The following is a 26,013-nucleotide window of genomic DNA, read 5'->3' as shown; positions in this document are numbered from 1 at the left end:
CCTAGGGCGATGACTGCGTATTTGTATACTTCTTGTTTTTGAGGGTCGATTAGGAGATCTGAAGTCCCCGCTTTCTATAAAAAATCTATTCCAAGCGAGTTCTTATAGATCCTGGACAAAGCCCCCCTCTAATTCTCCGCCGAGAATTGGAAATTTATTACGATTTGATCAAGACTCCGCAACTGGTATCGGACAAGTTGGTGAGTCGCTTTCTATTAATTTGCCATTTGCATCGAAAAGACGAGAGAGCCGATTACATTCCTCATTTATGTATGTTTTAAAGTTCTCCCAGGTATTCAATGGCTCAACGGACTCGCGCGAACATCTAAATACACGTTCTTCGCTCGACTTCAGATAAACTAATGAACCATCCCAATCATATCCCCCAATAAAAAAATCTTCATTCATCGCGTCATCAACTCTTTCATCGACGTTTGAAGTAATAATTGAAAATGGCTGCCAAGCGTTCTCAATGCGCCGCCCTTCGCTTTTTCGAAGCCCATCTAGACTCAGTGAGCCAGAAAAAACTTTCAATCCGTTTGATACCGTGCACAGAAAGGACCTGTAAGCAATTGGGATTGAACGTCCCAGAGCGTGTTCTAGCTCGATCGCCTCAGATTCTTTTAGCGGTGGGTAGACTGAATGCAGCCAGGCTTCTTCCGCCACATGTGGAGCATGAGATATAAGACGTGTTCCATCTGGCAGCACCTTGGTTCCGTTGATGCCATAAGATTCAATCAGTTCAATGAAAGTCATAAGTCAATAAATTTAGAACAGGAATCACTATCCTCCTTTCTAGCCATCCTTTTTTCTGTTGAGAAGCTTTCCTTTTGTCGGGTTGGCATAGTTGCCATTGTGTTTCCTGAGGTGCTCTGCACCTTTTTTAACAAACTGAACATTATCAGGATTTTTCGCCATCGCCAGCGAGTTATCATGTACACTATTTGTATGGTGCCCGACATACCCTTTTACTTTTCCATTTTTTAGCAATTCTACCTTTTCTCTGATTGACCAACGACGGGTACCGTCACCAGTCCTAGCTAAGAGTGCACGTTCCTCTCTCCATGCCTGTCGAACGCCAGCTCGCCGAGCTAGTGTTATTTCTCTCTTGGTCGCTACGTTTCTTAGGAGTGTAGTTGCTACTTCTTTCTTTAAAATAGTACCGGCAATTCCCCCACCAAGCAATTTTAATTCAGCTGGACCGACCCAATCAAACAATCCTAAATTGTCACTCTCAATTGGAGCGTCGTCTGGCTTTGAAATGTCCAGAAACTTTTGGTTAAGAACCGTACCGATTTGAGCACCGGTTGCTCCCTTGTAATTTCCTTGTACTCCTTGTGAGTTTGTTACGCTTTGGATACTGCCGTCATCGTCAAGAACCTGAAAGTTTATTTTTGCTGTTCCGTCGTTATATAAGACAGCTGCTTTGACAATGTTAGATCCATTGTCAACACTTAACGTTCCTGAATTGGTGAAGAACGGTGAGGATTGATATCTATATATCTCGTTACCTCTGACGAGAGTTGCGTTACCAACTGAACCTTTGGGAGCCGACCCGTCTGCGTTAAATCCGGCCCAAGAGTAATCTGTTATGTTACCTTTAGAGCCAATGACTGGCATCCATTCCAACCCATCAAGATCAATCCCATCTAAGGGACGGTTACTTGCAAATTGATAAGGTGTTAACATCGGATACTCCGATGTAACTGGATCTACCGAGAGGAATCGACTAATTTGAGGATTATATATCCGCTCGCCATAGTCCTGAACTCCTATTTCTGGGTCTTCTTCTTTTCCGTTAAACCCATACCGGTAGCTCGTTCCAGCCGCAAAAGCCTTTCCTGGCATTTGCATTCCAAATGGATAGTAATAATTATTGCATAAATAGTTGGTTTAGTGTGAATAACGTTGATGTCATTGGCGCTCCATTTCGCCAAAATACGCATTTTTCGACGTTTTAGTTCGGGTTGCTGAGCTTAGAAAAGGCATGCGTCAAGTGCTGGTTTACGTAATCCTGGGCAATGACAACGTACTTATAAAATTCCTTGCTCCCTGGGGCATGACCTGAAATACGACGTACAGCCAGTTCGGGTACCCCCATGATGAGAAGGGTGGTTATTGCCGTTCGGCGCATAGTATGTGCAGTTACTTGTCCCGCAAAGGTCTGCGTGCCGCCATCTGCGGTTCGCTGCTCTACAACCCTGCCTCGCCGGTGACGCAGTTTAGGTAGGGGATGGTCCCAACCAGCTTCAATGCAAAGTTCCTTAACCTGCAGGTTCACATTAGTAGAGGAAAGGCGAGGCAGCAGGTATCGGTTTCTGGGGCTTTTATAGCGCTTGATTATATCAATCAGGTATGGAGGCAGCGGAATTTGGACAGGCGTGCCGGTTTTCTGCGTCCTTATATTAAGGCTGTATCCCTGATCAGTTGGGATCAAATGCTTACGTTCCAAGGCCATTAAGTCGGAATAGCGTAGCCCAACGGTACAGCCAAAAACAAAAAGGTCTTTTGTACGGGCTAATCGGGGTGATAGGCGTTCGGAAAAGGGACGATCGTGAATAAGGAATTGAAGTTGTTGCGGCGATAGGATTACCGGTTCGATCGACGGGGCCTTGACCTTAAACGACTTATGAAAGCTTACAACTGGTAAGTGCTTGTCTTGAATAATATAGTTAATGCATGCCCTGATCGTTTTCAACACGGCAGCGACATAGGAATCGTGATGCTTTTTACGAGAATACAAAAAGTCAAGGAATTGCCGAAGAAATCGTTGCCAATACCGTTTTTCCTGACCAAGTATCCGGGTTGATGTTCCCTTGTAAACCAAGAGACGGATGGGAGCCCCATCCAAATTTTCGTACTCTTCCAGTAGCTGGTCTACGAATTCATATTGGCGAATGGTGCCTTTCGTTAACTTTTTTCCGGGATACTTTTCTCTTTGCCCTTTTTCAGATTTCGTAATAAAATCTCGGAATAAGGGCCGGAGCAGGTAGGTTTTGGTGGACATGTTTTTCGGCAAATATATTTGTGATGGCAGAGGGCAATTTTTAAGGAATGCCTGTTTCAATGTATTGGATGGGATTAGCGCCGGAGAAGAGCGTAAACCTGAAGATCACGGGGGATTTTCTGTTTTAAGAGTCTGCAACACGTAAAGGCGATTTTTCAATTCTAAATTGCTCTGGCGTGTTGGACATCAAATTTCATCCCGATGCACTATATTAATGCCTCAAATCAACTGTAGTTATGCTATCCCCATTAGCCTACCACCAAATGGCCGTTGAGTACTTCCGCAGAAATGAACCCGTCTGGAACTTTTTCGCCAGCCCAAAGCATCAGAAAGAGCAGCTGCAGGATTTCAAAGTAAACCTGCTGAAGAGCACGTACAAGTTCGACGAGGCTGGGCATCCCGTCCTGTTTCAGCAACTGGAAACAGCCAAACAGGCTTTGGGACTATCAATTCCGGTATACGTTTACCAGGCTGAGCACGCTACTGAAATGAATGCCTCGATCGTATACTTAAACGAGGAGGCACATATTGTCTTCACCGGAAAGCTGATAGAGGTCCTTTCGACCGAAGAGCTACTGGCCATTCTGGGCCACGAGTTGAGCCACGTACTCCTGTACCGGCAGGAGGGAGGCGCCATCGAGGTGGTGGACCGGATCGTGACCGCGATCGGCGCCCACTCGGATGCGACCCCGGCCCATTACGAAACGGCGCGGCTTTTTCAACTCTATACGGAGATCTTCTGCGACCGGGGCGCCTGCCTGGCCACAAAAGACCACCGCCCCATCATTAGTTCACTGGTTAAGATTTCCACCGGCTTGCAATCCGTAAATGCCGACAGTTTTGTAAAACAGTCCGAAGAGGTCTTTGCAAACGATGCCCTCACCAAAACATCGGGCTTGTCTCACCCGGAAAACTTCATCCGGGCCCGTGCGCTGGCACTGTGGCAGACTAAGGGGCAGGGGGCGGAACCGGAAATTCAGAAGATGATCGAGGGGCATGCGGGCATCGACGAACTTGATCTTTTCAAACAGCTTCATATATCGGAAATCACCCGAAAAACGATTTTGTGCGTTTTGGGAGAGGAGCGGCTCCGCACGCCACCGGTCCTGGCGCTTGCAGCCCAGTATTTTGGAAAGCTGCAGGTTGATGAGGTGGTTGATCCGGTCATACTCGGACAAGCGACGGAACTACTGCACGCCAGCCTGAAAGACTACCTGGCCTATGTGCTGTACGACTTTGCCACTGCAGACAAGGAGGTTGAAGAACTCGGCCTTGGGCGCTCCTTCCAATTAGCTGACGACCTCAAAATTCAGGAAGCCTTTTCCGCAGCAGTCAAAAAAGAGCAGAAGCTCACGGACAAGAAAGTAGCCACACTGCGAAAGAATGTCCTGAAAGCTTACCAGCAGCAACCTTCAGTTGAGGCCTGAGCCTTCCATCTATTTACCAACCAACTAACTCCGCATGTCACCCGTTACGACATTTCAGCAATTTCTTCAATCCGCTTTTACCCGCGGCCCCCTTTCCACCGACGAGGTCGTCGAATTCGTGCTGCCACTCTTCGAAGAAGTTTTGAGTTTCCACGATGCCGGCCAGGTTGGCTCTTTTGACCGACCGGACACTGTTTTCCTGACCGATAGCCGCCTGGATATTGACGAGAACTTCACCCATGCCCCGGCGTCCGGGCTGGAAGCGGTGCAAAGGCTGCTCGACGAGCAAGCCATACAGGGGTATGAGATCACCGGTCGGATACTTGTTGATCTGGACCTGTCGGCCATTACCAGTAACGTGGCCAATCTGGAGGTGCAAGGCGATCGGAGTCAGAAATTGGCGCACCCGGCCTACCTGCCCGGTTACCAGTGTTACGAGATGTTGCTGGGGCATCATGATGCCCGTACCGACATTTTTTGTCTTGGCTTAATCCTCGGGAGCGTCGTTATGGGACTCAACCTGTACAACCGCGAAGAGCTGGACCGCTTCGCTTCGTTCCGGGTGCAGCCAATCGGCCTTAATCCAAGGATGCATCCCACCATTTGCGCATTGGTAACCGAGATGACCGAGCTGGACCGGCGGAAGCGCTCGGTAGACCTCGCAGAAGTAATCCAGCGCCTTCGCAATTACCGGGATTACGATCCACAGCGCAATTCGGATCTCTCGGAACTGGCTGCCCTAAGTGCCGCAAAGCCTGCAGACCGGAAAGGATTCATCCTTTCCAAGCTCCGGAACCGTCTGTTCGATACGAGCCGGAGAAACCGCCTGCTATATTATAAACCTAATGCCCGCTTTGTTAACCTGACAGTAAGCAGCGTTCCGCTGGTATTACATTACCAAACCATCAACCCCCAGTTGCTGTTTACGTGGAATGAGGAGATCTCGAAACTCCTTATCAAGCAGTCCGATCTCGCCTTGAATAAATACCTGCGATTTGAGGACCATCCTTATCTCAACAGTCAGCTAAATGCGATCCGGCACCAATCGGAAAATGATAAGAAGGAATTCGGCTTTAGCCAGCTCAAACTAGTAGTTGCTTTCCTGCACTGGCACAACCTGAAGGAAAACCCGAAAGAACGGATCCAGAGTCCGCTGCTGCTCCTGCCTGTGGATCTGGAGCGGAAGAAGTCTCTGAAAGAGGAGCGGTTTACCCTCAAAATCAAGGACAACGCCGCCATCATCAACCCGGTTTTGGCGAACCACCTGAAAGACCTTTATGGCATCGTTCTTCCGGAAAGCATTGATTTCGATGATACGAGCATGGAGCAGTTTTTCGAGTTGCTCCGCGCCCAGATCGATGCGGCCAAACAGGGAGTAAAGCTTAGTTATATCGACAAACCCCGGATCAAGATCGTACATACCGTGGCGCGGCAGACGGTTAATAATTACCGCAAGCGCCTGAAACAGAAAGGGACACCAGCGTTTCATCAGGTAGAATACAGCTACAGCGAGGAAAACTACCGGCCTTTGGGCCTGGAGCTGTTCCGCCAGCGCGTAGAACCGCGGCTCAGCACCCTCGAATTCCTACTGAAAGACCTTCCACCGGCCCAACCGGCCGCGAATTTCGCAGCCGAGGCGGTAAAAAGCACCTTTCAGCTTACCGACGGAGATGAGAATCCCTATCACTGGGATTTTGACGTCTGCAATGTCGTTCTGGGCAATTTCAACTATAAGAAAATGAGTCTCGTTCGCGACTATAACCTGGTTGCGGAGGAGGGGATTGATCATAAGGTATTTGAGGATCTGTTCAGCAAACACCCGAAAGAAGCCGAAGGTGCGGCCGTAGTCAATGATCCGGCAGAATGGTACCATGTGGTATCGGCCGATCCGACGCAATCGAAAGCCGTATTGCAGGCCAGAACTGGAAAGAGCTACATTATTCAGGGGCCTCCCGGTACCGGGAAAAGCCAGACCATTACCAACCTGATCGCCGACTTTTTGGCGAATAACAAGACGGTCCTTTTTATTTGCGAGAAACGAGCTGCGCTGGATGTTGTGTATTACCGTCTGCAGGAGAGTGGGCTCTCCGAACTGTGCTGCTACATCCACGACAGTCAGGCCGACAAAAAAGAGTTCATCAAAGACCTGCGAACCGTTTACGAGGATTTCCTCAAAAACAAGATGGATCTGCCCTCTATCGTGGCGCACCGCAGCGAAACGCTCCGCCGCCTGCTTGCACAGGTGGATGTATTAAAGCACTATCACGATACGCTCACTGGTGTACCTGCCGACGCCGGCATTCCGGTGCGAGGCCTGATCGAGACGCTGATCGAGCTAAAGCCTCATTTACCGGGGGATGGAGTGTTGAAAGACGATGGTCTGCCGCATTACCAAAGCTGGGTCCGGTTCGGTCATGTAGTTTCCGAGTTGAGCGAAGCCCTGGATAAGAGCGGCGCCGAGCCGGTTCTTGCAAAGCACCCGTTCCGGAACCTTTCCCATACGGTGGTTCAGTCAGACAACCCGTTTTCTTTGCTTGAAAGTGTCTCAGGAAGCGCCCTGAGTGCGATAGCCGGGCTGATGGAGGTGGTTGCAAAGAATAACATTCCCCAGCAACACGCGACTGAATTGCAGCAGCTGAAAAACCTCATAGAGGATTCGCTTGTTTTGGAAGACCTGGCCCGAACCGGCAACCTGCGACTGGTTGACCCGGCAACACCAGAAGCCAGAAAGTTTGAAACGGAGCTGGATGCATACCGGTCGCTGCAAAACAGTTACGAGGAAGCGGCCCGGAAGAACGGCAAATGGCGTGACAAATTCGGAAAAGACGAAGTGGTCGGCGCCCTGGAAATAGCCAGTAAGTACGAGCGCTCGTTCTGGCGGATCTTCAATGGTTCGTGGCGCCGCTTGAAAAAGCAGCTGGAGCAATCCTATGATTTTAGTGCCCATAAGCTAAAACCAGCCTATAGCCAGATCCTTCAACTGCTTCAGGAAGAGTACCGCGAGCAGGACAAAGCGGAGGCTGTCCGCAGATCGCTTCAGGGTCAGTACCGCGTGGATGATATCGAGTCGGTTTATAGCGGGATTAGGCTTTTACGCGAGAAGCAAGGCGATAAGGAGGTAGATTTCCTCCTTGCCCATCCGCGCTCCAATGAGCTCGTACTGGCGCTGAGCAGGCTCAATAATCCGCTGCAACAGCTCGAGGTGCAGCTGGCGCAATGCCTGGCGGGTTTGGGGCAGAAAACGATCCAACAGATCAACGACGAACTGACAACCATCCTTGCGAACAAAGCTGCCTTGAAGGATCTATTGCCAGCGCTGCGGAAGTTTTCGGAGCTGCCAGTTGGTCTGCAGGAACTGTTGCGCCGCCTTCCGCTGACACCGGTGCAGGCGCAAGCAGCAATGGCCAAACGTACCCTTGAAGAGATCTACCGGCAGAATACCGCTTTTGCCGCGGCTAATCAGGCGACGCTACAAGATGCTGTGCGCGAGCTCGAGAAGGCCTACCGTGAACTCCTGGATCTGAATAGTGCTTTTATCCGGGCCCAAAGGCGCCAAACCTTTCTCGCCCACTACGAAATCAGCAATGCGTCGGTGACGGTGCTATCTCCTGACCAAAAGGTATTCAAAAAAGAATATGCCAACGGTCGCCGTGTGCTGGAGCATGAAATGGGCAAATCCACCCGGCATAAAAGCATCCGGGAACTTGCTTCGGGCGACAACGGGAAAGTGTTGCGGGATATCAAGCCGGTTTGGCTAATGAGCCCTTTGAGTGTAAGCGACAGCTTACCGCTGGATACTTCCTATTTCGATGTGGTCATTTTTGACGAGGCAAGCCAGATCACCCTCGAGGAGGGAATTCCCGCCTTGTTCCGTGCCCCGCAAAGCATCATCGTCGGCGACGATAAACAGATGCCGCCAAGTAATTTCTTCAATGCCCGTGGCGAGGATCCGGAAGACCTGGAGTCCGTCGAAGGGGAGAAGGAGGATGAAATATTGAGCTCCGACGCGGACAGCCTGCTGGTACAGGGTGCCCGCAAGTTGCATGGTACGATGCTGAGCTGGCACTACCGCAGTCGCCATGAGACACTGATCAGCTATTCCAACCATGCCTTTTACGAAGCCGGACTGCTGACGATCCCGGACCGGGCCTTCCAGAATATTGAAAAGCCGCTGCTTGAGGTAAAGTCGCCTGATGAGGGCGCCGGAAATGCCGGTTCGCTGCTCGGAGGTGGCATCACCTATCATTACCTCCCGCAAGGAGTATACGAGGCACGCAGCAACCGGAGCGAAGCCCGGTATATTGCCCAGATGGTTCGAAAGTTGCTCCTCGATGGTGCTCCGGATAGTATCGGCATCGTTGCCTTTAGCCAGGAGCAGCAAGGTGTCATCGAAGAGGCGATCGACGAGCTGGCGCTGGCGGATAAGGCCTTTGAAGAAGCACTGGAAAAGGCAATCAACCGAAAAGATGACGGACAGTTCACCGGGCTTTTCGTAAAGAATCTGGAAAACGTTCAGGGCGATGAGCGCGACATCATCATTATGAGCGTTTGCTATGGTTTCGATGCGAACGGGAAAATGATCATGAACTTCGGTCCGATCAACAAGAAAGGAGGCGAGAAGCGCCTGAACGTCATTTTCAGCCGGGCGAAGAAGCATATGGCTGTTGTGGCCAGCATCCGTCACCAGCACATCACCAACGACCATAACGACGGCGCGAGCTATTTCAAGCGTTTCCTGCACTATGCTGAAATGGTCAGCACGGGAAATCTTCGCCTGGCAAGGACCATCTTGGACAGTCTCGTGCTATCTGAAGGACGGAAAAGCCAAACAGTTGCCGGGTGGTCAAAAGTTGCCGAGGGGATCAGGCAGGCGCTCCAGTCTAAGGGGTATTTGGTCGATGCTTCGGTCGGGCAAAGTAGCTTCAAATGTTCGCTTGCCGTGCGAAAGGGCGGTGCGGCCAGCCATTACCGCATGGGAATCTTGATCGATGACGAGGCCCATTACCAGAACCGTGACTTGGTGGAGCAGTATTTCCAACGGCCGGCAATCCTGCAAAGCTTCGGCTGGGATGTAGTCAGCGTTTTTGCCAAGGATTGGTGCGAGTCTCCGGACAGTGTGCTGCAAAAAATCGTAAGTCGGCTGGAGGGGAAAGCACTGGAGGTCGATCCTGCACCGGCCGCGGCCACGAAGGCGAGCCCCCAGGCAGCTCCAACTTTTACCGAACTTACCTCTGCTGACGGGCTTCGGTTCTGGCGAATTGCGCAGGAGCAAAGGCAATTGCGCATAACGGAAGGTAAGGCGGGAACAAACGGACTGGTTCAGGTGAGCACGTATGGGAGCGAGGCTGAAGCGGAAATGCACATGAACCTTTTGATCGAAAAGCAACTTTCCGAAGGGTATCAGAAACAAGCGCCGGTATCACAATAGAGCTGACGATTATCAATGGTTATCAAAAGTTGATTTGATGAAATTTAGTTTGGTATGTATGCATTAATAAAAAGGCGCGTTTTTACGTTTCTGGATCCATCTGAGACCGAGCACCCTGCTGAGAAGTGGGTCGATGCGGCAGTAATCGCACTCATCCTCGCCAATACGGTGGCTGTGATACTGGAAACAGTGGAGCCGCTCTACCAGCGCAACCGGGTATTTTTCGACGGCTTCGAGAGCTTTTCCGTTGCTTTTTTCACGGCCGAATACCTGCTCCGCCTCTGGACGGTAACTGCCAATCCAAAGTACCGACACCCAATTCAGGGGCGTGTGAAGTGGATGGTGAGCTCCGGGGCGATCGTGGACCTGCTGGCGATCCTTCCCTTTTATTTACCGCTTTTGATCGGCTACGACCTCCGCTTTATCCGGCTGCTCCGGCTTACCCGGCTGCTGCGCTTCTTCAAAATGGGACGTTATGTCGGTGCCTTCCGGATGATTCACCAGGTATTCCGTACCAAGAAAGAGGAGCTGGTTTTAAGCTTGTCGATTACGCTGCTTTTGATTGTAGTCGCCTCCTGCCTCATGTACTTTGTCGAACATGACGCGCAACCCGCCAAGTTTTCCAGCATACCCGAAACGATGTGGTGGAGCGTGGCCACCCTGACTACAGTAGGTTATGGAGATGTCTATCCGGTAACTACGCTTGGTAAAACACTCACAGCGCTGATTTCCATATTGGGCGTAGGGATGTTTGCCTTGCCGGCCGGAATCTTGGCCTCGGGTTTCTCGGAGAGCTGGAAAGGGGAGAAGAATGGGCAGAACTGTCCGCATTGCGGTGAGTCAATTAAGTGTCAATAGATTAGCCTTAGGAGGTGCCTAACGAAAATTTGATTAGGCACGTGCCCAAAAGTTTGGGGAGGTCCTCCGGACTTTGGTCGGATTTTCTGGAGATGTTTCGGGAGCTAGGGGCCGGGGCCTCAGAAATTCGAAATCATTTTTGCGTACCTATTTTCGGAATCTGGTAAATACAGCTGGAAATTGTAAGATGAACGGGTGCCTGTCGTTTCAAATCCCTTTCCTTGCTATTTTATAAGCTGGCGCCGGAATCTATGCCGATTTCCCGGAAAATGAAAAATGGTTCTCGTGACCTGGATGGAATTCCGTGAAAATTCACGATTACTGACTAACGTCGCCCGCGAAATGCATCATATCAATGCACTTCAAAGCGTTTTGAAATTCATTGATACGTATCAATACGCATCGACTTTTCGGGGTTCACGTGCTTTTTTACGGTTTTCCGCGTTTTATGCGATTTCTCTGGGCTTGCTCCTTAATTGCTAAAAAGTGAGTTTTCGGCTGCTTTTGCTTCTGTGTACCAAATAGCTTCGAGATCCGTTTTCGTTATTCCGAGGATCGATTGGGCTTTCAACTTGGTGAGTTTGGGCTCCTTTTTCCGGAGATCAACCAGCTTCGTCTCGAGTTCTTTTTTCACAATCGGCAGGACCCGCTCCGGATATTGCCGTTCTGCCATCCGGAACACATTGAACGCAATGTCATAAGATTTCCCCTTTTGGTTCTGTAAGAAGGATAGTACAAAACGTGACCGGTCTGGGAATTTCATCTTTTCTCGGTATTCAGGATGATTCAACACCTCTTCAACCAGGGTTTCTATTTCCTGGCGCCAGCTCCTGGATTCCTCTGATTCTGCCTGATTTTCGCTGTTGTCCTCATCCCCAAATTCGGCGTCTAAAAGTGTTTTCACGATTTCTGCCAGTTCGTTTTCTGCTTCGTATTTATAGAGTACGGAGTTATGGAAGAAAGAAAGCTCAAAAGAATAGGGCTTTCCGTTCGACACTTTGGCTTTCTCAATAAGTTCCGGAGTGAGGTCTTCGTCATCCGGTGAATCTTCCACGATTTGGTCAATGTCGTCGGCGTCGTAGTCAAAATGCTCCACTTCCAGGTGAAGCATAGGCGTTCCGCACCTTTGCGCGATTTCAATGAACTTTCGCCAATCCTCCGTGTTTTCACCTTCCCAGGTGCAATCAATCAGGTCGGGTGCATATATGCGCCCGGGGAAAATCAAGGTGTTCTGTTCCGAACAATACTTCTTTAGCTCAGAAATAATCTGCTCTAAGTTGGCTGCCATTTCGTGGATTTTAAGGTATTCGGAATTGAATTTCCTCAATCCAGCATAGATCCACCCCAAGGTGATAGCTGTGTTTTACCCGGCGGAAGTTGTATTTTACGCCAAATTCTGGCAGATTATGAACGGTACGGGTAAAGGCACCCACATTGGACAGAAGATCGTACGCATCCGGGAACTCCGGGGCATGAAGCAGGATACCCTTGCCACTATTCTGGGGGTTTCTCAACAGTCAATATCCAGGATGGAGCAAAGCGAACAGATTGATGACGAACGTTTAAAGGCAGTGGCAGATGCCTTAGGGGTAACGCCAGAGGCCATTCGTCAATTCAACGAAGAGGCACTTTTCAATAACATTCAGAATAATTCGGATACCGCTTCAAATAATTTCATCGTCAACTATCAGTTCAACCCAATCGATAAAATCGTTGAATTGTACGAACGTCTTTTGCAAAGTGAGCGGGAGAAAGTGGAATTATTGAGCGGGATTGCGAAAAAGGATAGCTGACATATTCGATAATCTTTACACCTTCCAAGATGTTTTAATGTAGTTGGACTTTTTGCTTTTTTCCAAGTCCGTTTTTTGAAATATAGCCGTTGGGCTTGCCAAGATTATATCCTGCGAACAATCAAAAGCCCTAATAGCTGCCTTTTTTGCCATTTCAATCATTTACAGCAGGAGTAAAGCACATTTTTGTTGTACATTTTACCTCCTAAACCAATCTGGAATATGGAGGAGGTGAATCCTAAATTCGATTTTTTAAGCGAAATAGAACGCGATCGTACCTATTCTCTGTTATTTCCTACGCGCCAGCAAGGGGTTGCAATCATTCGTTTATACCTGGCGGTTAAGAATGGTGCTTTCCCGGATAAGAGTTTCAAAGAAGAAGATATTTACGATGCTTTAAGCAGTTCCCATGTCGGTGACGAGGCATATTCCAGAATACCACAGGAGCATTTCGTTGAGCTCATTGGACAATTAAAAGAATATTTCCTGATTTGGGACGATGAGCGGCAGGTATATTACTTAAAGGAATATGCCTTCGATTTCTGTAGGAATGCGGAGAAAATACTCGAAGCAAATTTTAACCCTACCAAAATCGAGGTGCTTTGTTCAGAACTGCTACAGCGTTTAAAGCAGGTAGGGGGTGAAGGAGAATTGACAACCTGGCTCGAAATTCATTTTGATTTGTTTAAACCCGAAATGAAGAGTCAAGTCGATTTTCTAGATAAGCAAATTGATAACACTGTAGCTGAATTGCGCCAAACTGCTGGGGTACAAAATGAGTCAATTTTGGCTGTTTTGAAGAGGATTGATGCCGAGTTGGATCGGCTACGGGACCAGAACAGGGAATTGCGGGCGGCATTTCGCCAGATGAAAATAATACGGGAGACTCTGGAACAGTTGTCCGTGAATATTGACAGTGCGGCTTTATTTGAAAAAGCAGCACTAGCCAGAGAATTTTTTCCTGAAGTCAAACGACGGCTTTCACTCATCGATCGGCGATTGGATCGCATTCATCCGAAACTAAGACAGTTTTTCGGAACGCTCAACAAGCCCTTGTTCAATAACCGCGTCGAGAAATTTTTGAATTTTTTGTTCCAGTATTCCAATGTTACATACTTAAAAGCTAGAAAAATCCTTGAATTGCCATCTAATGTCAGCCTTCCGCAGATCTATATTCCGACTGCCCATCTAGCGATCTTGGAGCGCAAGGAAAATCTATTTCCGGTGAAAGCTAGAGCAGCACTTGATTTTGAACAAAATCCCGTTCAGGCGAAGCAGGCCGCAATCTTTGTACAGTCGAAACTTAAGGTCCAAGAAGAAATAGAAGAATGGTTCGGGCGTATTCTCGAAGATGTCAAGTCGCGGAGTAAAGTTTATTTTTCTCAGTATTTCTTTGCGCTTGCAGAGGCTAAAGATGGCAATCTGGAACTTCCGATAAAGCTTGCGCATCGAATTGTCCGATCTGGATTCTTTCTGCATGCTTATCTTATAGATGTTCAAGAAGAACTTATTGTCCACGAAAATTTTACAGGTGTAGCAATATGCGAAATCAGCATTTCTCTGAAATAGAAAAATTTGATTTTCTGTTTGACTTGGAGGCCCGAGATCTCTTCGGGAAATTGGACTATTTATTAAAAGATGGCGTCCATATACAGAATCGAGATGGACAATTCAATTTTTTCCAATTTATACAAAAGCACATTGGTTCACTTAAGCATTATTATGCCACATTTTTTCAAGTGAAACTCGACAGTGGTGGGAGTGGTAATGATATATATTATTTTTTAAGTTTTTTCGAGTCCGGCCGAGGCAAAATCGACGCAGATCATAGGTACTTCCTTAGGAGCGAGTTCGTTGTTATTGGGATTCTGTTGTACAAGATTGTTTACATCGATAAAAACTTCGAGCTTTCTTCTGTCAAGAAGCTTCAAGAAACCATTCGGCACGACTACGAAGAGTTAAAACTAGGTATATACCGTTTGCTTGCTAAAACTAAAAATGGAATTATTTCTCATAAAGGCGATAGCCGAATCGACAGCTTGGTTTTGGATTGCTTAGAAGAATTTAGTAAAATCGGTTGGGTGGATTTGGATGATGATTACTTCGATTTATTACCGGCTTTTCAACGACTAATCAGTATCTACGGTGACCAGATCGCAAACATTGATACTTGGCTGCATCAATTTATAACCGAATGAAAGCTTATCCCCGCATCTATAGCCTGACCACTTTAGGTATAAGGCAGCATCAGCATTTCGAGTACCGGTTTCACCCGTTTCGTACTGATTTTGTAGGTGACAGCGGTTCCGGAAAAAGTATGATAGCAGATATGCTTCAGCTCATTTTTGTTGGGTCGGAGGCTTGGATGTCACCCACTGAAGCGACTGAACGGCGAACCGTTGATGGTATGGTGCTAAGAACGGCGTCGCGGGGGACCGAGATTGCCTATATGTTTTTGAATCTAGAGGTTGAACAGGAGGAATATGTCATTGTAGGGGCTTACTTAGAGTCATCAAGCGAAAACACAAGGTCTTTTATTATACACAAAAGTTTCGACGAGAATATATTAGAGTCGACTGCAGAGCCCCTTGCCAAAGCGACCTTCCTCAAGGATAAAACCATTCTGCCTTTAGATGAGCTAAAACACCACCTTGAGTCGCAAAATCTGGTGCTGCACACCTACTCAAGAAAGAAATTCCATAAAGTTCTTTTCGATAATAACATTTTGATGTTAGATATGAGTAGCAACGAACGCTTACTGCGTGACTATGCTATGATCATTCAATCGTTTTCTAGAGGCAAGGTTCTGGAGATAAACAGAAGTGATAGTCTCAAAGCTTTTTTGTTCGGCCACACAAAAGGGAAAGAGTTTGCCAGGCTGTTTCGCCAGGCGGAGGATGAAATGCGCGCAACTATCAATGACTACAGTTTGAATAAGGCTGAAATAGAACAAGTCGTGCAAAAGCACAAAGCCCTGCTTGAGTTGCAAAGGCAGCAGCAGGAGCGTGATGCAGCGAAAAAGGATTGGTTAACTAGCAACTGCCGATTCGCGAATCAGGAGGTGCGGTTTCAATTCGAGAAGCTGCAGGGGGGGGTTAAATCGCATGTGGTTGCAAAGCAAAGGTTGGTAGCTATTCAACGAGTACTGATGGAATATGTAAACGCACTCGACGAAGAGCTGGCACAATCAAACGGATATTTAGAAAACGCTAAAGCAAATTATGAAAGTTATGTTCCCCAGTGGGAAGGTCTGAAATCGGCTAGAGAGCTTGTTACAAAGCTCGGTATTCCCGCTGGCCGTCTTTCGGAAAGGTATATAGAGAACAAAACGTACCGTCGAAAGCAGGAACTGCTTGATCGCGTTGATCCAAAACTAAAAAATGCGGGCTTAGAAATATTGTCAATTGAGATCGCTAACTATTCTACAAATGCAGAATTGCTCGAAACCTTACACCAACTTCGGGAGCAATTTAGGTCGGATCTAGAGGAGAAAGAACGATATCTTGAGTTTGCAAACATGCGGGATGAACGCTCCTTGGGCTATTGGGCGTTGAAGGAAGGACGTGCTTTAACAGACGTAGAAGAAAGTATCCTTATGCATTTCAAAAGTACACGCCTATCGCAACCAGCAAATCCGAGCCCTGGGGACAAATATATTCCGGATCCTTTAAGGTTACTAAAAGAAGCAATACCAACAAGTATTACAGAGGAGGGCTTTTGGACAACGTTTGGCGGAATAAGGGAGTACATCACATTGGTAAAAGAACAGAAGTTTACCGCATTGAACATAGAAGGCCTTGACAAAGTTCTTAAAATGATCAGTGAAGGGGTGTCGGGAGAAATCGAGAGTATAAAAAGGATAATTAATGCAATCGATTCAGTTAAAGAGGTCATTCTAGCAGAAAGCGATTTCAATGAATACTTACAGGCCGCCAGGGACCGCACGCAGGTTCGTTCATATGAGCACATTGAAGCTTTAGATAAAGGAATCGAGGAAGTGCATCGAATGCAGCATCTGCTAAGCTCCAGTATGCAAATTGAAGCGGGCTACTCGCAATCTCACTTGGTTTTTTGGGATTTGAGTCAATCAATATCAAACAGGAGGTTTGAAAAAGTGCGGTTGACGAAAGAGGGGGAAAAACTCGAATTAATACTTTCTGATTCTCAATGGACAGATCGCCTGCAATCAGTAGTAGATCAAGTTCGGCCCCACTTGGAGATAATAGATGACTTGCGTCCCGTCGTGGCAGATATAGAAAAAATGGTGAAAATTTCGGCTGATCCGGCTAAAGTCATCTATGATGAAATCGAGGATCAAAGACCTAAATTGAACTCGCTAACTATTATAGGAGAATTCGAAGAGTATCAAAAAAAGATCAAGGTTCGGGATGAGGTCTGGAGAAAGTACCAAAGCACCTATATGGCTGATCCCGAATTTTTTGGCACTGATAAGGAATTCCAGTCAGATCCAAGTGGTAAAGAGCGCGTTTTTCAAGTCTTGAAAGAAGTGTTCGAACGTTCTTTTTTGGCGGTGATCGACCAGTTTCAATTAAAGGACAGTTATAAACTAAAAGATGAATTTAGCCTGGTCGTTCTAAGCCATATGTTGTTGCCGGAGGCTTTTAAGGAGGTTGACGTTCACGAAGAAGCAATTATTACGACGATTGAATCTTACCTGAAGAAGATTAACGAAAAAAATAGGGAACTAAGTAAGCGGAAACTGCAGAAAATACATGACGTATTAGAAAAGGTTCGTGATGAAATCAGTTTGAATGTTGACTTTGCCCGTAGGATCGACTTGTTCTTGAACCGACCAGAAAGCGAAATTACTGGTGGAAACCGCGCACGCCTTAAACTAGAGTTTTCGAGAGAGTTTCCAAAGGTTTGGATTGACAATTTTTCTGAAAAATTGCAACAAGAAGGGACACTTTTTCAAGATGTATCAATTGCGGAACAGCTTGCGGAAAGTATTAGTCTTCAAGATAAGTTATTTCAGGCTTTTCAGCTTTGCGGAGGCTCCTATGCTATCTACAGTTTGGAGAAGTTACTCGATCCGAACTCCTATGTTGACCTCAATTTTCTAATGGAGTCAATTCTGACTGGTCGGTCCAATAAAGGCAGCTCTGGGCAAACATATGCGGCTGTAGCCTTGCTTTGTATTGCTCGAATGTCATTGATTGATAAAGATGCCGGTTCTAAACGACGCAAAGGAATCCGGTTCATGCCGATTGATGAGGCGGAGGGACTTGGAAGTAATTATGATATGCTTTATTCGATTGCCAAGAAGTTCGATTATCAGATTATATCGATGTCAATCAATCCTCTGGGACGATTTGTCGAAGGCGATCAATATTTGTACATGCTGCATAAGAATACAGATTCAGAATTGGATGTAAACAATGAACCCTTCGCTGTTTTGCAAAATTATACCAACAAGGAAAACACTGATTTCGCAAATGGGCAGTCGTAATCTTTCTTGGTCGGAGCTGCGAGGTTTGCATGAATTGTTTGTCGCTGGCGAGACCCGGTTGGCTATTCTTAATAGTGCTTATGTCAAAAGGCTGAAAACGGACCGAAGATTAATTGATTACAAGTTCGGCAATCGTGGGGTTTTTGTTGCTAAACGCGGCTATTCGGAATTTTATGAAGAAGTACTGATGGATGATTTTATTCGATACTCGGATTTCTTTAGTCGAAATGGGATTGAAAATGATGGTAGACGAAACTACGATGAATATGACCTCAATACGCTACTCTTTATTGAAAGAAATCAAAGTGAATTAGCTAATAGCCTAACAACGATAAGGCAGTTCTCGGCTATTGTTTTTAAGGGGAAGGGTTCAAAGTATTTGCAGGAAAAGCGTAGTTTGAAAAAAGCAGTTTGCAAAATTCTGGGAATAGAGGAGTTTCCGGATAAAGATCCTAAAACACATCAATGGCGATTGGTTGTAGATTGCCTTAATCCGGAGGCTGTAGTGCTCTGTGAGAATATTGCCTATTTAAAGAGTCCTGATAGCGCACGCGCCAATAATATTGAGCCTTGGTACGTCGGAGGGAATAATATTGCGATCCTAGAGCATATTCCTCCAAGCAAGTTGGCATTGCCTCTTTACTACTCCTGTGATTGGGACTTGGCTGGTTTACAGATTTATGTCCGAATAAAGCGGTTGCTTAGGGAAAAGGGCATATCTATTGGGTTGTTTTTCCCATACGAAACATCCAATCGGTTGTCGGTAAATTCTCCATTTCACAGGAGTAAATGGAATAGTTCAATAGATTTTTCTGGACTGCCGGAAGATTGCTTCACAGCACGTGAGCGGAGTTTGATTGGTGAATTAATAAGGCAAGGACGGTGGATCGAAGAGGAAGGATTGGATTTGATATCAAACTTTGTTTTCAACCATAATCGATAGAGCTCATTTTGTTTATTTTTGCGGTTGCTCGCTTGAAAAACATCCGGCCAATCCATGACGTTTATTGTCTTTATGCAGCTCTATGGACTGTTAGGATTTTGAACAGTGCCTTTAGCGCTGTTCTTTCTCTTCCAAATTACATACGGGGTTTGCACCTTTGGCAAATAAGGGCGCAAATCGACCTGTTCTCTTTTTTTGAGGTTTCGAAAACAGTTTTAGTGAAGACTCTTTTGTCCCATGCTCATTACCTGCCGGGTCTTAACCATTTGTTATGGAGACAGATCAGATTCTCGAACGATATTTTTTTCCGGGCGACGACCAAATTAGTGAAGATGGCGGCATCGACCTTCTAATCTCGGAATGGCAAACAGGAATTCTGCATCTTATGCCGTAACCTGGAAAGTAAACCTTTCAAAACTCAAATGGGCATGTTTCAATATGTGGCGTTTCCAAGGGGGTATCTATTTAGTCGACAGAATTATTTACATCTTGGGTTTCTTGATCATTATCCTCTTTGTTCTTTTGTTGCTGATGTTGGCAGTAGATAATTGTACATCCAACAACTATTATAATAGCCAATCCAATCAGCAAACCGCGGTGTTTGCTTGATGGTGCTTTTGCTACTTTTTCGGCTATTGCTGCTACTTCTGGAGCAGGTGCGACCGGGATGGGCACTATTATCGGCTGGACGGGCAGGGCAATCGGTTTGCCAATGCGCCATCTTGGAAGGCGGATCAATTCATCGGGGGTAAAGGGGGCAGATCTCGGATTAAGCATAATACTTTGTTTTTGTACGGTAATGAATGGTGAATAGGCGGGCCTCAGCGTTAACTAACTCCAGGCCATAGGCGTAAAACCAGAGTATCGGCCGGCCCGTATCAAGGTTTTTTTCCCAAGTTCCAACCTCTTGGTCGATGCACAGTAGTTCCAGGCTGGACTCCGGAACCCCGTTCTCTTCATAGTTAGGGCTCTCGTACAGGCATTCCAGCAGCTGGTCATTGAGCCGCCGAACCCCGTCGGTCGCAAAGCGGGTGGTGTTCTGCAGCCGTCGCTGATCGTTGTGATAAGCCACCCGGCATCCGGTACTGCAATACCGCATGCGGAAGTCGTCGGGGAAAAACTCGACCCGGCAATTCGGGTTCTCACATGTACGGGGTGGATGTATACGGCCCATGTTAACTATTTTTCAAAATCGTGCGTATTGCACAAGATATTTGTAAAAATAGATAAAAATCGTAGTATTGGGTGCTCAAACGCGATTTCTACATGAATTTGGAAAAAGTAAATCAATCTCAGAATCTGCCCGTGGAGGTGTTCCGAACAAAATTGTTCGACCCGTTGATCCCAATTGACACTTTAGGCATCGATCGGTCGGTTACTGCTTTTTGGAGGCGCGAAGGGCTGATGCCCTTTATGATGAATTACCAACATGCGCGCCTGAGTCCTGTTAAAGCCATGTGGGTTATGCTTCTGGACGTCGTGCGCGGACTGGGGCTCCCCACAAAGCGGATGCGGGAACTGGCGGAGTACTTCCTGTATCGGGCCGAAAGTGACAATCTGCCGAAGCTCAATATTGAACATCATATCAATCGAATGGAAGAAAAGGCGCGGCTTGTACCACTTATGGTCGAGGAACTGGAACTGCTAACCGAAATCAAGCGCACGCTCGCGGACGAAGCTGCACTTGAGATCCTGCGTTGGGATGTCAACTACTTTTCAAACCTGGTGCTGGAATCGCTGACCACGGGAAAGCAGGCCGGGATTCAGCTCTATAAGGATTATATCGTTGAATACGTGGGTGATAAATACCGGACGTTTCCCGATCGGGAGTGTGATCTGGGCGAACCCCATATTAATATTCCACTTCACCACCTCCTGAACCATTTTGTAGTCTGGGAGGAGCTGGACGGTTTCCCCGGGCTTTACTTTTTTCCGAGCCCGGATGAGCGCAAAGTTCTTGATGCCATTGCCGATAGAAGGGTAAAGACCATCACGATCAAGCGCGGAAAAAAGCGCGAGCCGCTCATCATCACCACAACGGAGATGAAATACCTCAGCTCGGAGGAAAGCGCAAAGCTCCGGGAGGTTTTGCGCCTGAAAAACTACGAGTCCATCACGCTCGATACCGTTGACGGCAAAACCGTCTCGTTTACGAAAACTAAGAAAAAGCTATAAACGGTTCTGATACAATCAGGCCTTTGGTTGGACCCTTGGCTGCATTCTGATACAATCAGGTGCCGGCCGCAAAGCAGGGTGAAACATGTTCAAAGAAAATGAAAACGCCTATGTAACAGAGAATAGTAACGAAAGCGATTCCCCGACACACAGTAATACTTCGGCCTCCCTTCCAACTTTGGAAGAGCAGTTGGAGCGGTTCGCAGAAATTCTCATTGATCAACTTTTAAGCAACCCCGATGTCGAAAAATAAAGCCGGCAGCGATCTGGTGGCGCTCCTGGAGGCTGCCACCGAAAAGCAATATCAAAAGTCCACGGCCAAAGCCCGTACTGGCCGAAGCGGAGTGATTTACACCCGCGTTAGCTCGCAGGAACAAGCGGAAAGCAATTCTTCCCTTGAAGTGCAAGCAAAGCTCTGTGCGGAATACGCCCAGCGGCATGGAATTACCGTTAAAGCCTCCTTTGGAGGCACCTTTGAGTCTGCCAAAAGCGATGGTCGAAAGGAGTTCCAGAAGATGCTGGCTTACGTAAAGAAGGAAAAGGAGATAGCATTTATCCTTGTATACAACTTTGATCGCTTTTCCCGAACCGGACCGGCCGCTGCGCAGCTCAGTGCGGACCTAAGGGGGATTGGCGTGTCAATTAAGTCTGTGACCCAGGAAATAGATGCCTCAACTCCTTCCGGGAGCCTACAGGAGAATTTCTTTCACCTATTTAATCACTTCGATAACCAACAGCGGGCCTCCCGCACCTCGACCAACACCCGGGAGGTAATGCTTAAGGGTTATTGGCCTTATCCGACACCGTTGGGATATCGGAACCTGAAGCCAAAACACCGGGCCTGTGAGCACGTTTACGAGATTACAGAGGAGGGCAAATGGCTTAAAAAAGCCTTCGAGTGGAAGGCAGAAGGATTGCTGAGCAACGTAGAAATCGTAGAACGCCTAAAAGTGCGGGGGCTTCGGCTGAACACGAGCAATTTCAAATGGATCCTTTCCAATCCGTTCTATGCAGGCTATGTGACCGGCAAGCTGGTAGGAGGGAAGCTGATCGCGGGCAAACATCCAGCGCTGGTCAGTTTGCACACCTTTTTAAAAGCCAACGAAATGCTAGCAGGAGCCTCTAACGTGGGCATAGCCAAGGTGCCCAATCGAGAGGAACTGCCACTCAAGGTATTTATTCGGGAGGAGGCGACCGGCTCGCCACTTACAGGCTATAAGACAAAAGGGAATTGGTATTATAAGGCCCGGGCGAAAGGGGCGGGCGTTAACATCCGCGCAGAGTCCCTTAACAGTCTGTTCTGTGACACTTTAAAAACCTTTGAATTCGATAAGAAGCACAAGGCTGCGCTGGCTCAGAAAATCGAAGAGGGGCTGCACAAACGGCTTGCATCGGCACTCGAGGAATGCAAGGCGCTAAAGAAGCGTCTCGCCGAATTGGAGGGCCAGTTGGAGGAGATGGAAGAGCGTTATGCACTCGGAAAAATTAAAGAGGAGACCTATGAAAAGTTCGCGGCTAAATACAATCTACAGATGTTGGAAATTAAGGCGGAATTGCAAAAGTCCGACGTAGACAGTTCGAACCTGAAAAAAGCCGTTGAAAAAGCGCTCGAACTTGCGCAAAGCCTAAGTGGGCAGTGGATTTCAGGGACCTATGAGGTGAAACAGAAGTTGCAACAGCTTGTGTTTCCTGAAGGAGTCCTGTATAACAAGGAAAAAGGGTTAGTTCGAACTACCCGTGTCAACGACCTCTTCCTCGAAATCCCGCTACAGGCAAGGGATTTGGACACAAACAGAAAAGGCAACCCGTTGCCGGATTGCCTTTTTGTTGATGCTGTGCCCAGGACTGGATTCGAACCAGCACACCTCGCGGCGCCGCCACCTGAAGACGGTGCGTCTACCAGTTTCGCCACCTGGGCAACTCTTAAAACTCATCCCGCCTTGGCAGGATCCCCAACTTCCTAAAGTATTGGTAGCTACTTTGTTCCGTTGCGGGAGTGCAAATTTAGGGGGATGGGATTATTCCAGCAAAAAGTTTTTTTGCCGGAGGCAGCAGGAGAGAAGGAACGCTGATCCGCAAGCGGAATACGCAGATGGGTTATATTTTATTATGATCGCTGACGCACGCTTGATTTGACAAGCTCACCATGACATTGTCTGCCTGAGCGTAGCCGAAGGCGGCGTACATCCTAACAATCATAAAAGAGCTGCGTTCTTTCTCTCCCAGCGCTTGCATCATCACACACTCACGTTGAAGTCGCGCAGCGCATCATTCAGGCTGGTCTTCAGGTCGGTGCTTTCCTTGCGCTTGCCGATGATAAGGGCGCAGCCGACGCCGAATTCGCCGGCAGGGAACTTCTTGGTGTAGGAGCCGGGGATCACCACGCTGCGGGCGGGCACCACGCCCTTCATCTCGATGGGCTCAGGGCCGCTCACGTCGATGATCTTGGTGGATTGGGTGAGCACCACGTTGGCGCCAAGCACCGCCTCTTTCTCCACGCGAACGCCCTCTACCACGATGCAGCGCGAGCCGATAAAGCAGCCGTCCTCGATCACCACCGGGGCTGCCTGCAGGGGCTCCAGCACCCCGCCGATGCCCACACCGCCGCTCAGGTGCACGCCCTTGCCGATCTGGGCGCAGGAGCCTACCGTGGCCCAGGTGTCCACCATCGTGCCCTCATCAACATAAGCGCCGATATTTACATAGGAGGGCATCAGCACCACGTTGCGTGCGATATAGGCACCGTAGCGGGCCACCGCATGCGGTACGGCGCGCACGCCAAGCTCCTGGTAGTTCTTTTTCAGCAGCATCTTGTCGTAAAACTCAAAAGGAGCGAGGTCCCATGTCTGCATCGGCTGGATGCCGAAATAGAGCAGGATGGCCTGCTTTACCCACTCATTCACCACCCACCCGTTTTCGGTGGGCTCGGCCACGCGGAGGCGGCCCTTGTCCACCTCTTCGATGATGGCGCGGATGTCGTTCTGAACCGATGGGTCTTGCAGGAGACTGCGGTCCTGCCAGGCTTTTACAATGGATTCTTTTGCGTTCATGCCGCAAAAGTAGCGCATGCCGTCCTTCCCTCGGCGCTTCGGCGTATCTTGCGCAGCACCGCATGATGACGATCGCCTTTGATGCAAAACGCGCCTTTCACAACGGCACCGGGCTGGGTAACTACAGCCGTACGCTTATCCGCGGACTGGCAACCTTTTACCCCCAGCACCGCTACCTGCTGCTGAACCCGAAGCCGGGAAAGCATTACCACAAGCCGGCCCTGCCGAACGTGGAGGAAGTGCGGCCGTCCGGCTTTCGCGACAAGGCCTTGCCGGGCGCCTGGCGCAGCCGCTTTGTAAGCGGTGAGCTCAAAGGCCTCGGCGTGGACCTGTACCATGGGCTTAGCCACGAAATTCCCGTAGGCATCGGTGCCACCGGCATCCCTTCGGTGGTAACGATGCATGACCTCATTTTTGAGCGCTACCCGCACCAATACAAGAAGATCGACCGCGCCATCTACCGGCGCAAGTTTTTGTATGCCTGCCGGCATGCTACACGGATCATTGCCATCAGCGAGCAGACGAAACGCGATCTCGTGGATATCTACGGTGCCGATGCGTCGCGCATCGACGTGTGCTACCAGAGTTGCGACCCGGCTTTTGCGGAGCGGGTTTCCGGCGACATGCGCGAAGACATCCGGCGGCGCTACCACCTTCCGGAAAAATTTCTCCTTTACGTCGGCTCGCTCATCGAGCGTAAGAACCTGCTTGGCATCTGTAAGGCGCTCGATGCGCTTCGCAAAGAAGCGTTGCCGCCCCTCGTTGTTGTGGGCGGAGGTGGCGCCTACGCACAGCAGGTAAAGGATTTTCTCCATGACAAAGGACTCCAGGACCGCGTGCGTTTTCTTTCGGAAGAGCCGGCGGTGAAGACAGACCCACGCTTTCGCGAGCCCGCCACGCTGGCGGCCCTTTACCAGATGGCCGATATGATGCTGTACCCTTCTTTTTTCGAGGGTTTCGGCATCCCCGTGCTGGAAGCGCTCTGGAGCCGCGTGCCGGTGATCACGTCCAACACCTCCTGCCTGCCGGAAGCCGCGGGACCGGGCGGCTGCTATGTCGATCCCGCGCAGCCGGAAAGCATTGCCGAAGCGATCCTCAAGCTGCGCCGCGACCCGGCGTTGGCCGCTTCGCTGGTGGAGCGCGGCTGGGAGCATGCACAGAAATTTACACTGGAACGCTGCAGCGCTTCGGTGATGCAGGTATACGAACAGGTATGGAAAACGCATTCTTCAACTCGGAAATAGAAGCGGCACTGGCGGCGCTGCGCCGCGGCGGCACCCTGCTGTATCCCACCGATACCGTATGGGGCCTTGGCTGCGATGCGCGCAACGCCGAAGCGGTGTCCCGTATTTATACGATCAAGCGACGCCCCGACAGCAAGAGCCTCATCGTTCTGGCCTCTTCCGCGCGCGACATCCTGGAGCTGGTGGCGGCACCCGACCCGGAAGCGCTGGCATTCATGGAGGTGCAGGAACGGCCCACCACCGTGATCTTCAGCGACGCTATCGGTCTGCCCGGTAACCTGATAGCCGAAGACGGGTCGATCGCCATCCGCATCGTACGCGACCCTTTCTGCCGCCACCTGGTGCGGCGCCTCGGCGGCCCCATCGTGAGCACATCCGCCAATATCAGCGGCGAGCCGGCAGCCCCCTTCTTCAAGGATATATCAGAACCGATCCGAACCGGCGTCGATCATATCGTCAGGTGGCGGCAGGACGACGAAACACCCGCGCAGCCATCAATGATCGTAAAATGGATCGGCGGCGGAAAGTATGAGGTCATCCGGAAATAAGTTAGTCAAGGTTGCATACCCCTATTTGCATGAACCAACCTTAAAACCTCGGAACCACAGAACCTTAGAA

Annotated in this window: 18 protein-coding genes, 1 tRNA gene and 2 pseudogenes; 12 read left to right on the top strand and 9 right to left on the bottom strand. The window is 48.8% G+C overall.

Annotation, left to right across the window (positions count from 1 at the left end; translation table 11 throughout):
* Positions 1 to 168 precede the first annotated feature (168 nt).
* The 4 genes and pseudogenes from EPD60_RS07545 to EPD60_RS07535 form a co-directional block, all read right to left on the bottom strand.
* The gene (locus tag EPD60_RS07545) at positions 169 to 756 is read right to left on the bottom strand and encodes an SMI1/KNR4 family protein (protein ID WP_131448455.1); all 588 of its coding nucleotides are present in this window, start codon (positions 754 to 756) and stop codon (positions 169 to 171) included.
* 39 nt (positions 757 to 795) lie between these two features.
* A complete protein-coding gene (locus EPD60_RS07540; protein WP_262708835.1) occupies positions 796 to 1,620 on the bottom strand; it encodes a hypothetical protein in 825 nt (274 codons plus the stop codon).
* 18 nt (positions 1,621 to 1,638) lie between these two features.
* Positions 1,639 to 1,857 (bottom strand): annotated as a pseudogene (locus EPD60_RS17305) (RHS repeat domain-containing protein); the annotation flags it as partial.
* Between the two features lie 100 nt (positions 1,858 to 1,957).
* Positions 1,958 to 3,007: a tyrosine-type recombinase/integrase gene (locus EPD60_RS07535; RefSeq protein ID WP_131448451.1), complete on the bottom strand. Its 1,050-nt coding sequence runs from the start codon at positions 3,005 to 3,007 to the stop codon at positions 1,958 to 1,960.
* A 263-nt stretch (positions 3,008 to 3,270) separates the two neighbouring features.
* Here EPD60_RS07535 and EPD60_RS07530 point away from each other — a divergent pair, with 263 nt between their 5' ends.
* From EPD60_RS07530 to EPD60_RS07520, 3 genes are read left to right on the top strand one after another with little or no spacing between them, the layout of a single operon-like run.
* Positions 3,271 to 4,434, top strand: coding sequence for a M48 family metalloprotease (locus tag EPD60_RS07530; protein WP_165871460.1), 1,164 nt, complete (start codon positions 3,271 to 3,273; stop codon positions 4,432 to 4,434).
* 34 nt (positions 4,435 to 4,468) lie between these two features.
* Positions 4,469 to 9,862 carry an AAA domain-containing protein gene (locus EPD60_RS07525; protein ID WP_131448447.1) on the top strand — a complete coding sequence of 1,798 codons (5,394 nt, stop codon included), beginning with the start codon at positions 4,469 to 4,471 and terminating at the stop codon, positions 9,860 to 9,862.
* Between the two features lie 54 nt (positions 9,863 to 9,916).
* On the top strand, positions 9,917 to 10,720 hold the full coding sequence (locus EPD60_RS07520; RefSeq protein ID WP_207896559.1) for an ion transporter: 804 nt from the start codon (positions 9,917 to 9,919) through the stop codon (positions 10,718 to 10,720).
* 472 nt (positions 10,721 to 11,192) lie between these two features.
* Here the strand turns inward: EPD60_RS07520 and EPD60_RS07515 are convergent, their stop codons facing one another.
* A complete protein-coding gene (locus EPD60_RS07515; protein WP_131448445.1) occupies positions 11,193 to 12,008 on the bottom strand; it encodes a hypothetical protein in 816 nt (271 codons plus the stop codon).
* Between the two features lie 118 nt (positions 12,009 to 12,126).
* Here EPD60_RS07515 and EPD60_RS07510 point away from each other — a divergent pair, with 118 nt between their 5' ends.
* The 5 genes from EPD60_RS07510 to EPD60_RS07490 all read left to right on the top strand — a co-directional run bounded on the left by EPD60_RS07510 (position 12,127) and on the right by EPD60_RS07490 (position 18,926).
* The gene (locus tag EPD60_RS07510; protein WP_131448443.1) at positions 12,127 to 12,513 is read left to right on the top strand and encodes a helix-turn-helix domain-containing protein; all 387 of its coding nucleotides are present in this window, start codon (positions 12,127 to 12,129) and stop codon (positions 12,511 to 12,513) included.
* Between the two features lie 222 nt (positions 12,514 to 12,735).
* On the top strand, positions 12,736 to 14,082 hold the full coding sequence (locus EPD60_RS07505; protein ID WP_131448441.1) for a hypothetical protein: 1,347 nt from the start codon (positions 12,736 to 12,738) through the stop codon (positions 14,080 to 14,082).
* Positions 14,055 to 14,711, top strand: a complete 657-nt coding sequence (locus EPD60_RS07500) for a condensin complex protein MksE (protein WP_131448439.1) — start codon at positions 14,055 to 14,057, stop codon at positions 14,709 to 14,711. Before EPD60_RS07505 ends, EPD60_RS07500 begins: the two co-directional genes overlap by 28 nt.
* Complete coding sequence (locus tag EPD60_RS07495) at positions 14,708 to 17,983, top strand: hypothetical protein (protein WP_131448437.1); 3,276 nt, start codon at positions 14,708 to 14,710, stop codon at positions 17,981 to 17,983. The genes EPD60_RS07500 and EPD60_RS07495 overlap by 4 nt, the downstream gene beginning before the upstream one ends.
* A complete protein-coding gene (locus tag EPD60_RS07490; RefSeq protein ID WP_165871458.1) occupies positions 17,970 to 18,926 on the top strand; it encodes a hypothetical protein in 957 nt (318 codons plus the stop codon). The genes EPD60_RS07495 and EPD60_RS07490 overlap by 14 nt, the downstream gene beginning before the upstream one ends.
* 465 nt (positions 18,927 to 19,391) lie before the next feature.
* Here the strand turns inward: EPD60_RS07490 and EPD60_RS07485 are convergent, their stop codons facing one another.
* Together EPD60_RS07485 and EPD60_RS07480 are read right to left on the bottom strand one after the other, a co-directional pair.
* Positions 19,392 to 19,703, bottom strand: a complete 312-nt coding sequence (locus EPD60_RS07485; protein WP_131448433.1) for a hypothetical protein — start codon at positions 19,701 to 19,703, stop codon at positions 19,392 to 19,394.
* Positions 19,696 to 20,100 (bottom strand): hypothetical protein, encoded by a 405-nt coding sequence (locus EPD60_RS07480; protein ID WP_131448431.1) that lies wholly within the window; start codon positions 20,098 to 20,100, stop codon positions 19,696 to 19,698. The genes EPD60_RS07485 and EPD60_RS07480 overlap by 8 nt, the downstream gene beginning before the upstream one ends.
* Positions 20,101 to 20,192: 92 nt before the next feature.
* Between EPD60_RS07480 and EPD60_RS07475 the strand changes: the two genes are divergently transcribed.
* Together EPD60_RS07475 and EPD60_RS17380 are read left to right on the top strand one after the other, a co-directional pair.
* Positions 20,193 to 21,101 carry a hypothetical protein gene (locus EPD60_RS07475; RefSeq protein ID WP_131448429.1) on the top strand — a complete coding sequence of 303 codons (909 nt, stop codon included), beginning with the start codon at positions 20,193 to 20,195 and terminating at the stop codon, positions 21,099 to 21,101.
* 239 nt (positions 21,102 to 21,340) lie between these two features.
* Positions 21,341 to 22,204: pseudogene (locus EPD60_RS17380) on the top strand (recombinase family protein); the annotation flags it as partial.
* A 733-nt stretch (positions 22,205 to 22,937) separates the two neighbouring features.
* Here the strand turns inward: EPD60_RS17380 and EPD60_RS07460 are convergent.
* Both EPD60_RS07460 and EPD60_RS07455 read right to left on the bottom strand, forming a co-directional pair.
* Positions 22,938 to 23,019, bottom strand: a tRNA-Leu gene (locus EPD60_RS07460).
* A gap of 319 nt (positions 23,020 to 23,338) precedes the next feature.
* Entirely contained in the window at positions 23,339 to 24,151 is an 813-nt protein-coding gene (locus EPD60_RS07455; RefSeq protein ID WP_131448427.1) for a 2,3,4,5-tetrahydropyridine-2,6-dicarboxylate N-succinyltransferase, read from the bottom strand.
* Positions 24,152 to 24,213: 62 nt separating this feature from the next.
* Here EPD60_RS07455 and EPD60_RS07450 point away from each other — a divergent pair, with 62 nt between their 5' ends.
* Both EPD60_RS07450 and EPD60_RS07445 read left to right on the top strand, forming a co-directional pair.
* Complete coding sequence (locus EPD60_RS07450; RefSeq protein ID WP_243647783.1) at positions 24,214 to 25,395, top strand: glycosyltransferase family 4 protein; 1,182 nt, start codon at positions 24,214 to 24,216, stop codon at positions 25,393 to 25,395.
* Positions 25,365 to 25,943, top strand: coding sequence for an L-threonylcarbamoyladenylate synthase (locus EPD60_RS07445; protein WP_131448425.1), 579 nt, complete (start codon positions 25,365 to 25,367; stop codon positions 25,941 to 25,943). The genes EPD60_RS07450 and EPD60_RS07445 overlap by 31 nt, the downstream gene beginning before the upstream one ends.
* Positions 25,944 to 26,013 lie beyond the last annotated feature (70 nt).

The sequence above is a fragment of the Flaviaestuariibacter flavus genome (genome assembly GCF_004337505.1).
Classification (GTDB): domain Bacteria; phylum Bacteroidota; class Bacteroidia; order Chitinophagales; family Chitinophagaceae; genus Flavisolibacter; species Flavisolibacter flavus.
The sequence above is the reverse complement of the archived record's forward strand: the minus strand, read 5'-3'. Positions and strand labels throughout refer to the sequence as shown.

What these genes read in the sequence shown, in the direction of transcription:
- EPD60_RS07500 (WP_131448439.1), top strand. Translation starts at nt 14,055, where the DNA reads ATGCGAAATCAGCATTTCTCTGAAATAGAAAAATTTGATTTTCTGTTT.
- EPD60_RS07525 (WP_131448447.1), top strand. Translation starts at nt 4,469, where the DNA reads ATGTCACCCGTTACGACATTTCAGCAATTTCTTCAATCCGCTTTTACC.
- EPD60_RS07545 (WP_131448455.1), bottom strand. Translation starts at nt 756, where the DNA reads ATGACTTTCATTGAACTGATTGAATCTTATGGCATCAACGGAACCAAG.
- EPD60_RS07455 (WP_131448427.1), bottom strand. Translation starts at nt 24,151, where the DNA reads ATGAACGCAAAAGAATCCATTGTAAAAGCCTGGCAGGACCGCAGTCTC.
- EPD60_RS07530 (WP_165871460.1), top strand. Translation starts at nt 3,271, where the DNA reads ATGGCCGTTGAGTACTTCCGCAGAAATGAACCCGTCTGGAACTTTTTC.
- EPD60_RS07450 (WP_243647783.1), top strand. Translation starts at nt 24,214, where the DNA reads ATGATGACGATCGCCTTTGATGCAAAACGCGCCTTTCACAACGGCACC.
- EPD60_RS07490 (WP_165871458.1), top strand. Translation starts at nt 17,970, where the DNA reads ATGGGCAGTCGTAATCTTTCTTGGTCGGAGCTGCGAGGTTTGCATGAA.
- EPD60_RS07480 (WP_131448431.1), bottom strand. Translation starts at nt 20,100, where the DNA reads ATGGGCCGTATACATCCACCCCGTACATGTGAGAACCCGAATTGCCGG.
- EPD60_RS07505 (WP_131448441.1), top strand. Translation starts at nt 12,736, where the DNA reads ATGGAGGAGGTGAATCCTAAATTCGATTTTTTAAGCGAAATAGAACGC.
- EPD60_RS07485 (WP_131448433.1), bottom strand. Translation starts at nt 19,703, where the DNA reads ATGCTTAATCCGAGATCTGCCCCCTTTACCCCCGATGAATTGATCCGC.
- EPD60_RS07510 (WP_131448443.1), top strand. Translation starts at nt 12,127, where the DNA reads ATGAACGGTACGGGTAAAGGCACCCACATTGGACAGAAGATCGTACGC.
- EPD60_RS07535 (WP_131448451.1), bottom strand. Translation starts at nt 3,007, where the DNA reads ATGTCCACCAAAACCTACCTGCTCCGGCCCTTATTCCGAGATTTTATT.
- EPD60_RS07540 (WP_262708835.1), bottom strand. Translation starts at nt 1,620, where the DNA reads ATGCCAGTCATTGGCTCTAAAGGTAACATAACAGATTACTCTTGGGCC.
- EPD60_RS07515 (WP_131448445.1), bottom strand. Translation starts at nt 12,008, where the DNA reads ATGGCAGCCAACTTAGAGCAGATTATTTCTGAGCTAAAGAAGTATTGT.
- EPD60_RS07445 (WP_131448425.1), top strand. Translation starts at nt 25,365, where the DNA reads ATGGAAAACGCATTCTTCAACTCGGAAATAGAAGCGGCACTGGCGGCG.
- EPD60_RS07495 (WP_131448437.1), top strand. Translation starts at nt 14,708, where the DNA reads ATGAAAGCTTATCCCCGCATCTATAGCCTGACCACTTTAGGTATAAGG.
- EPD60_RS07475 (WP_131448429.1), top strand. Translation starts at nt 20,193, where the DNA reads ATGAATTTGGAAAAAGTAAATCAATCTCAGAATCTGCCCGTGGAGGTG.
- EPD60_RS07520 (WP_207896559.1), top strand. Translation starts at nt 9,917, where the DNA reads ATGTATGCATTAATAAAAAGGCGCGTTTTTACGTTTCTGGATCCATCT.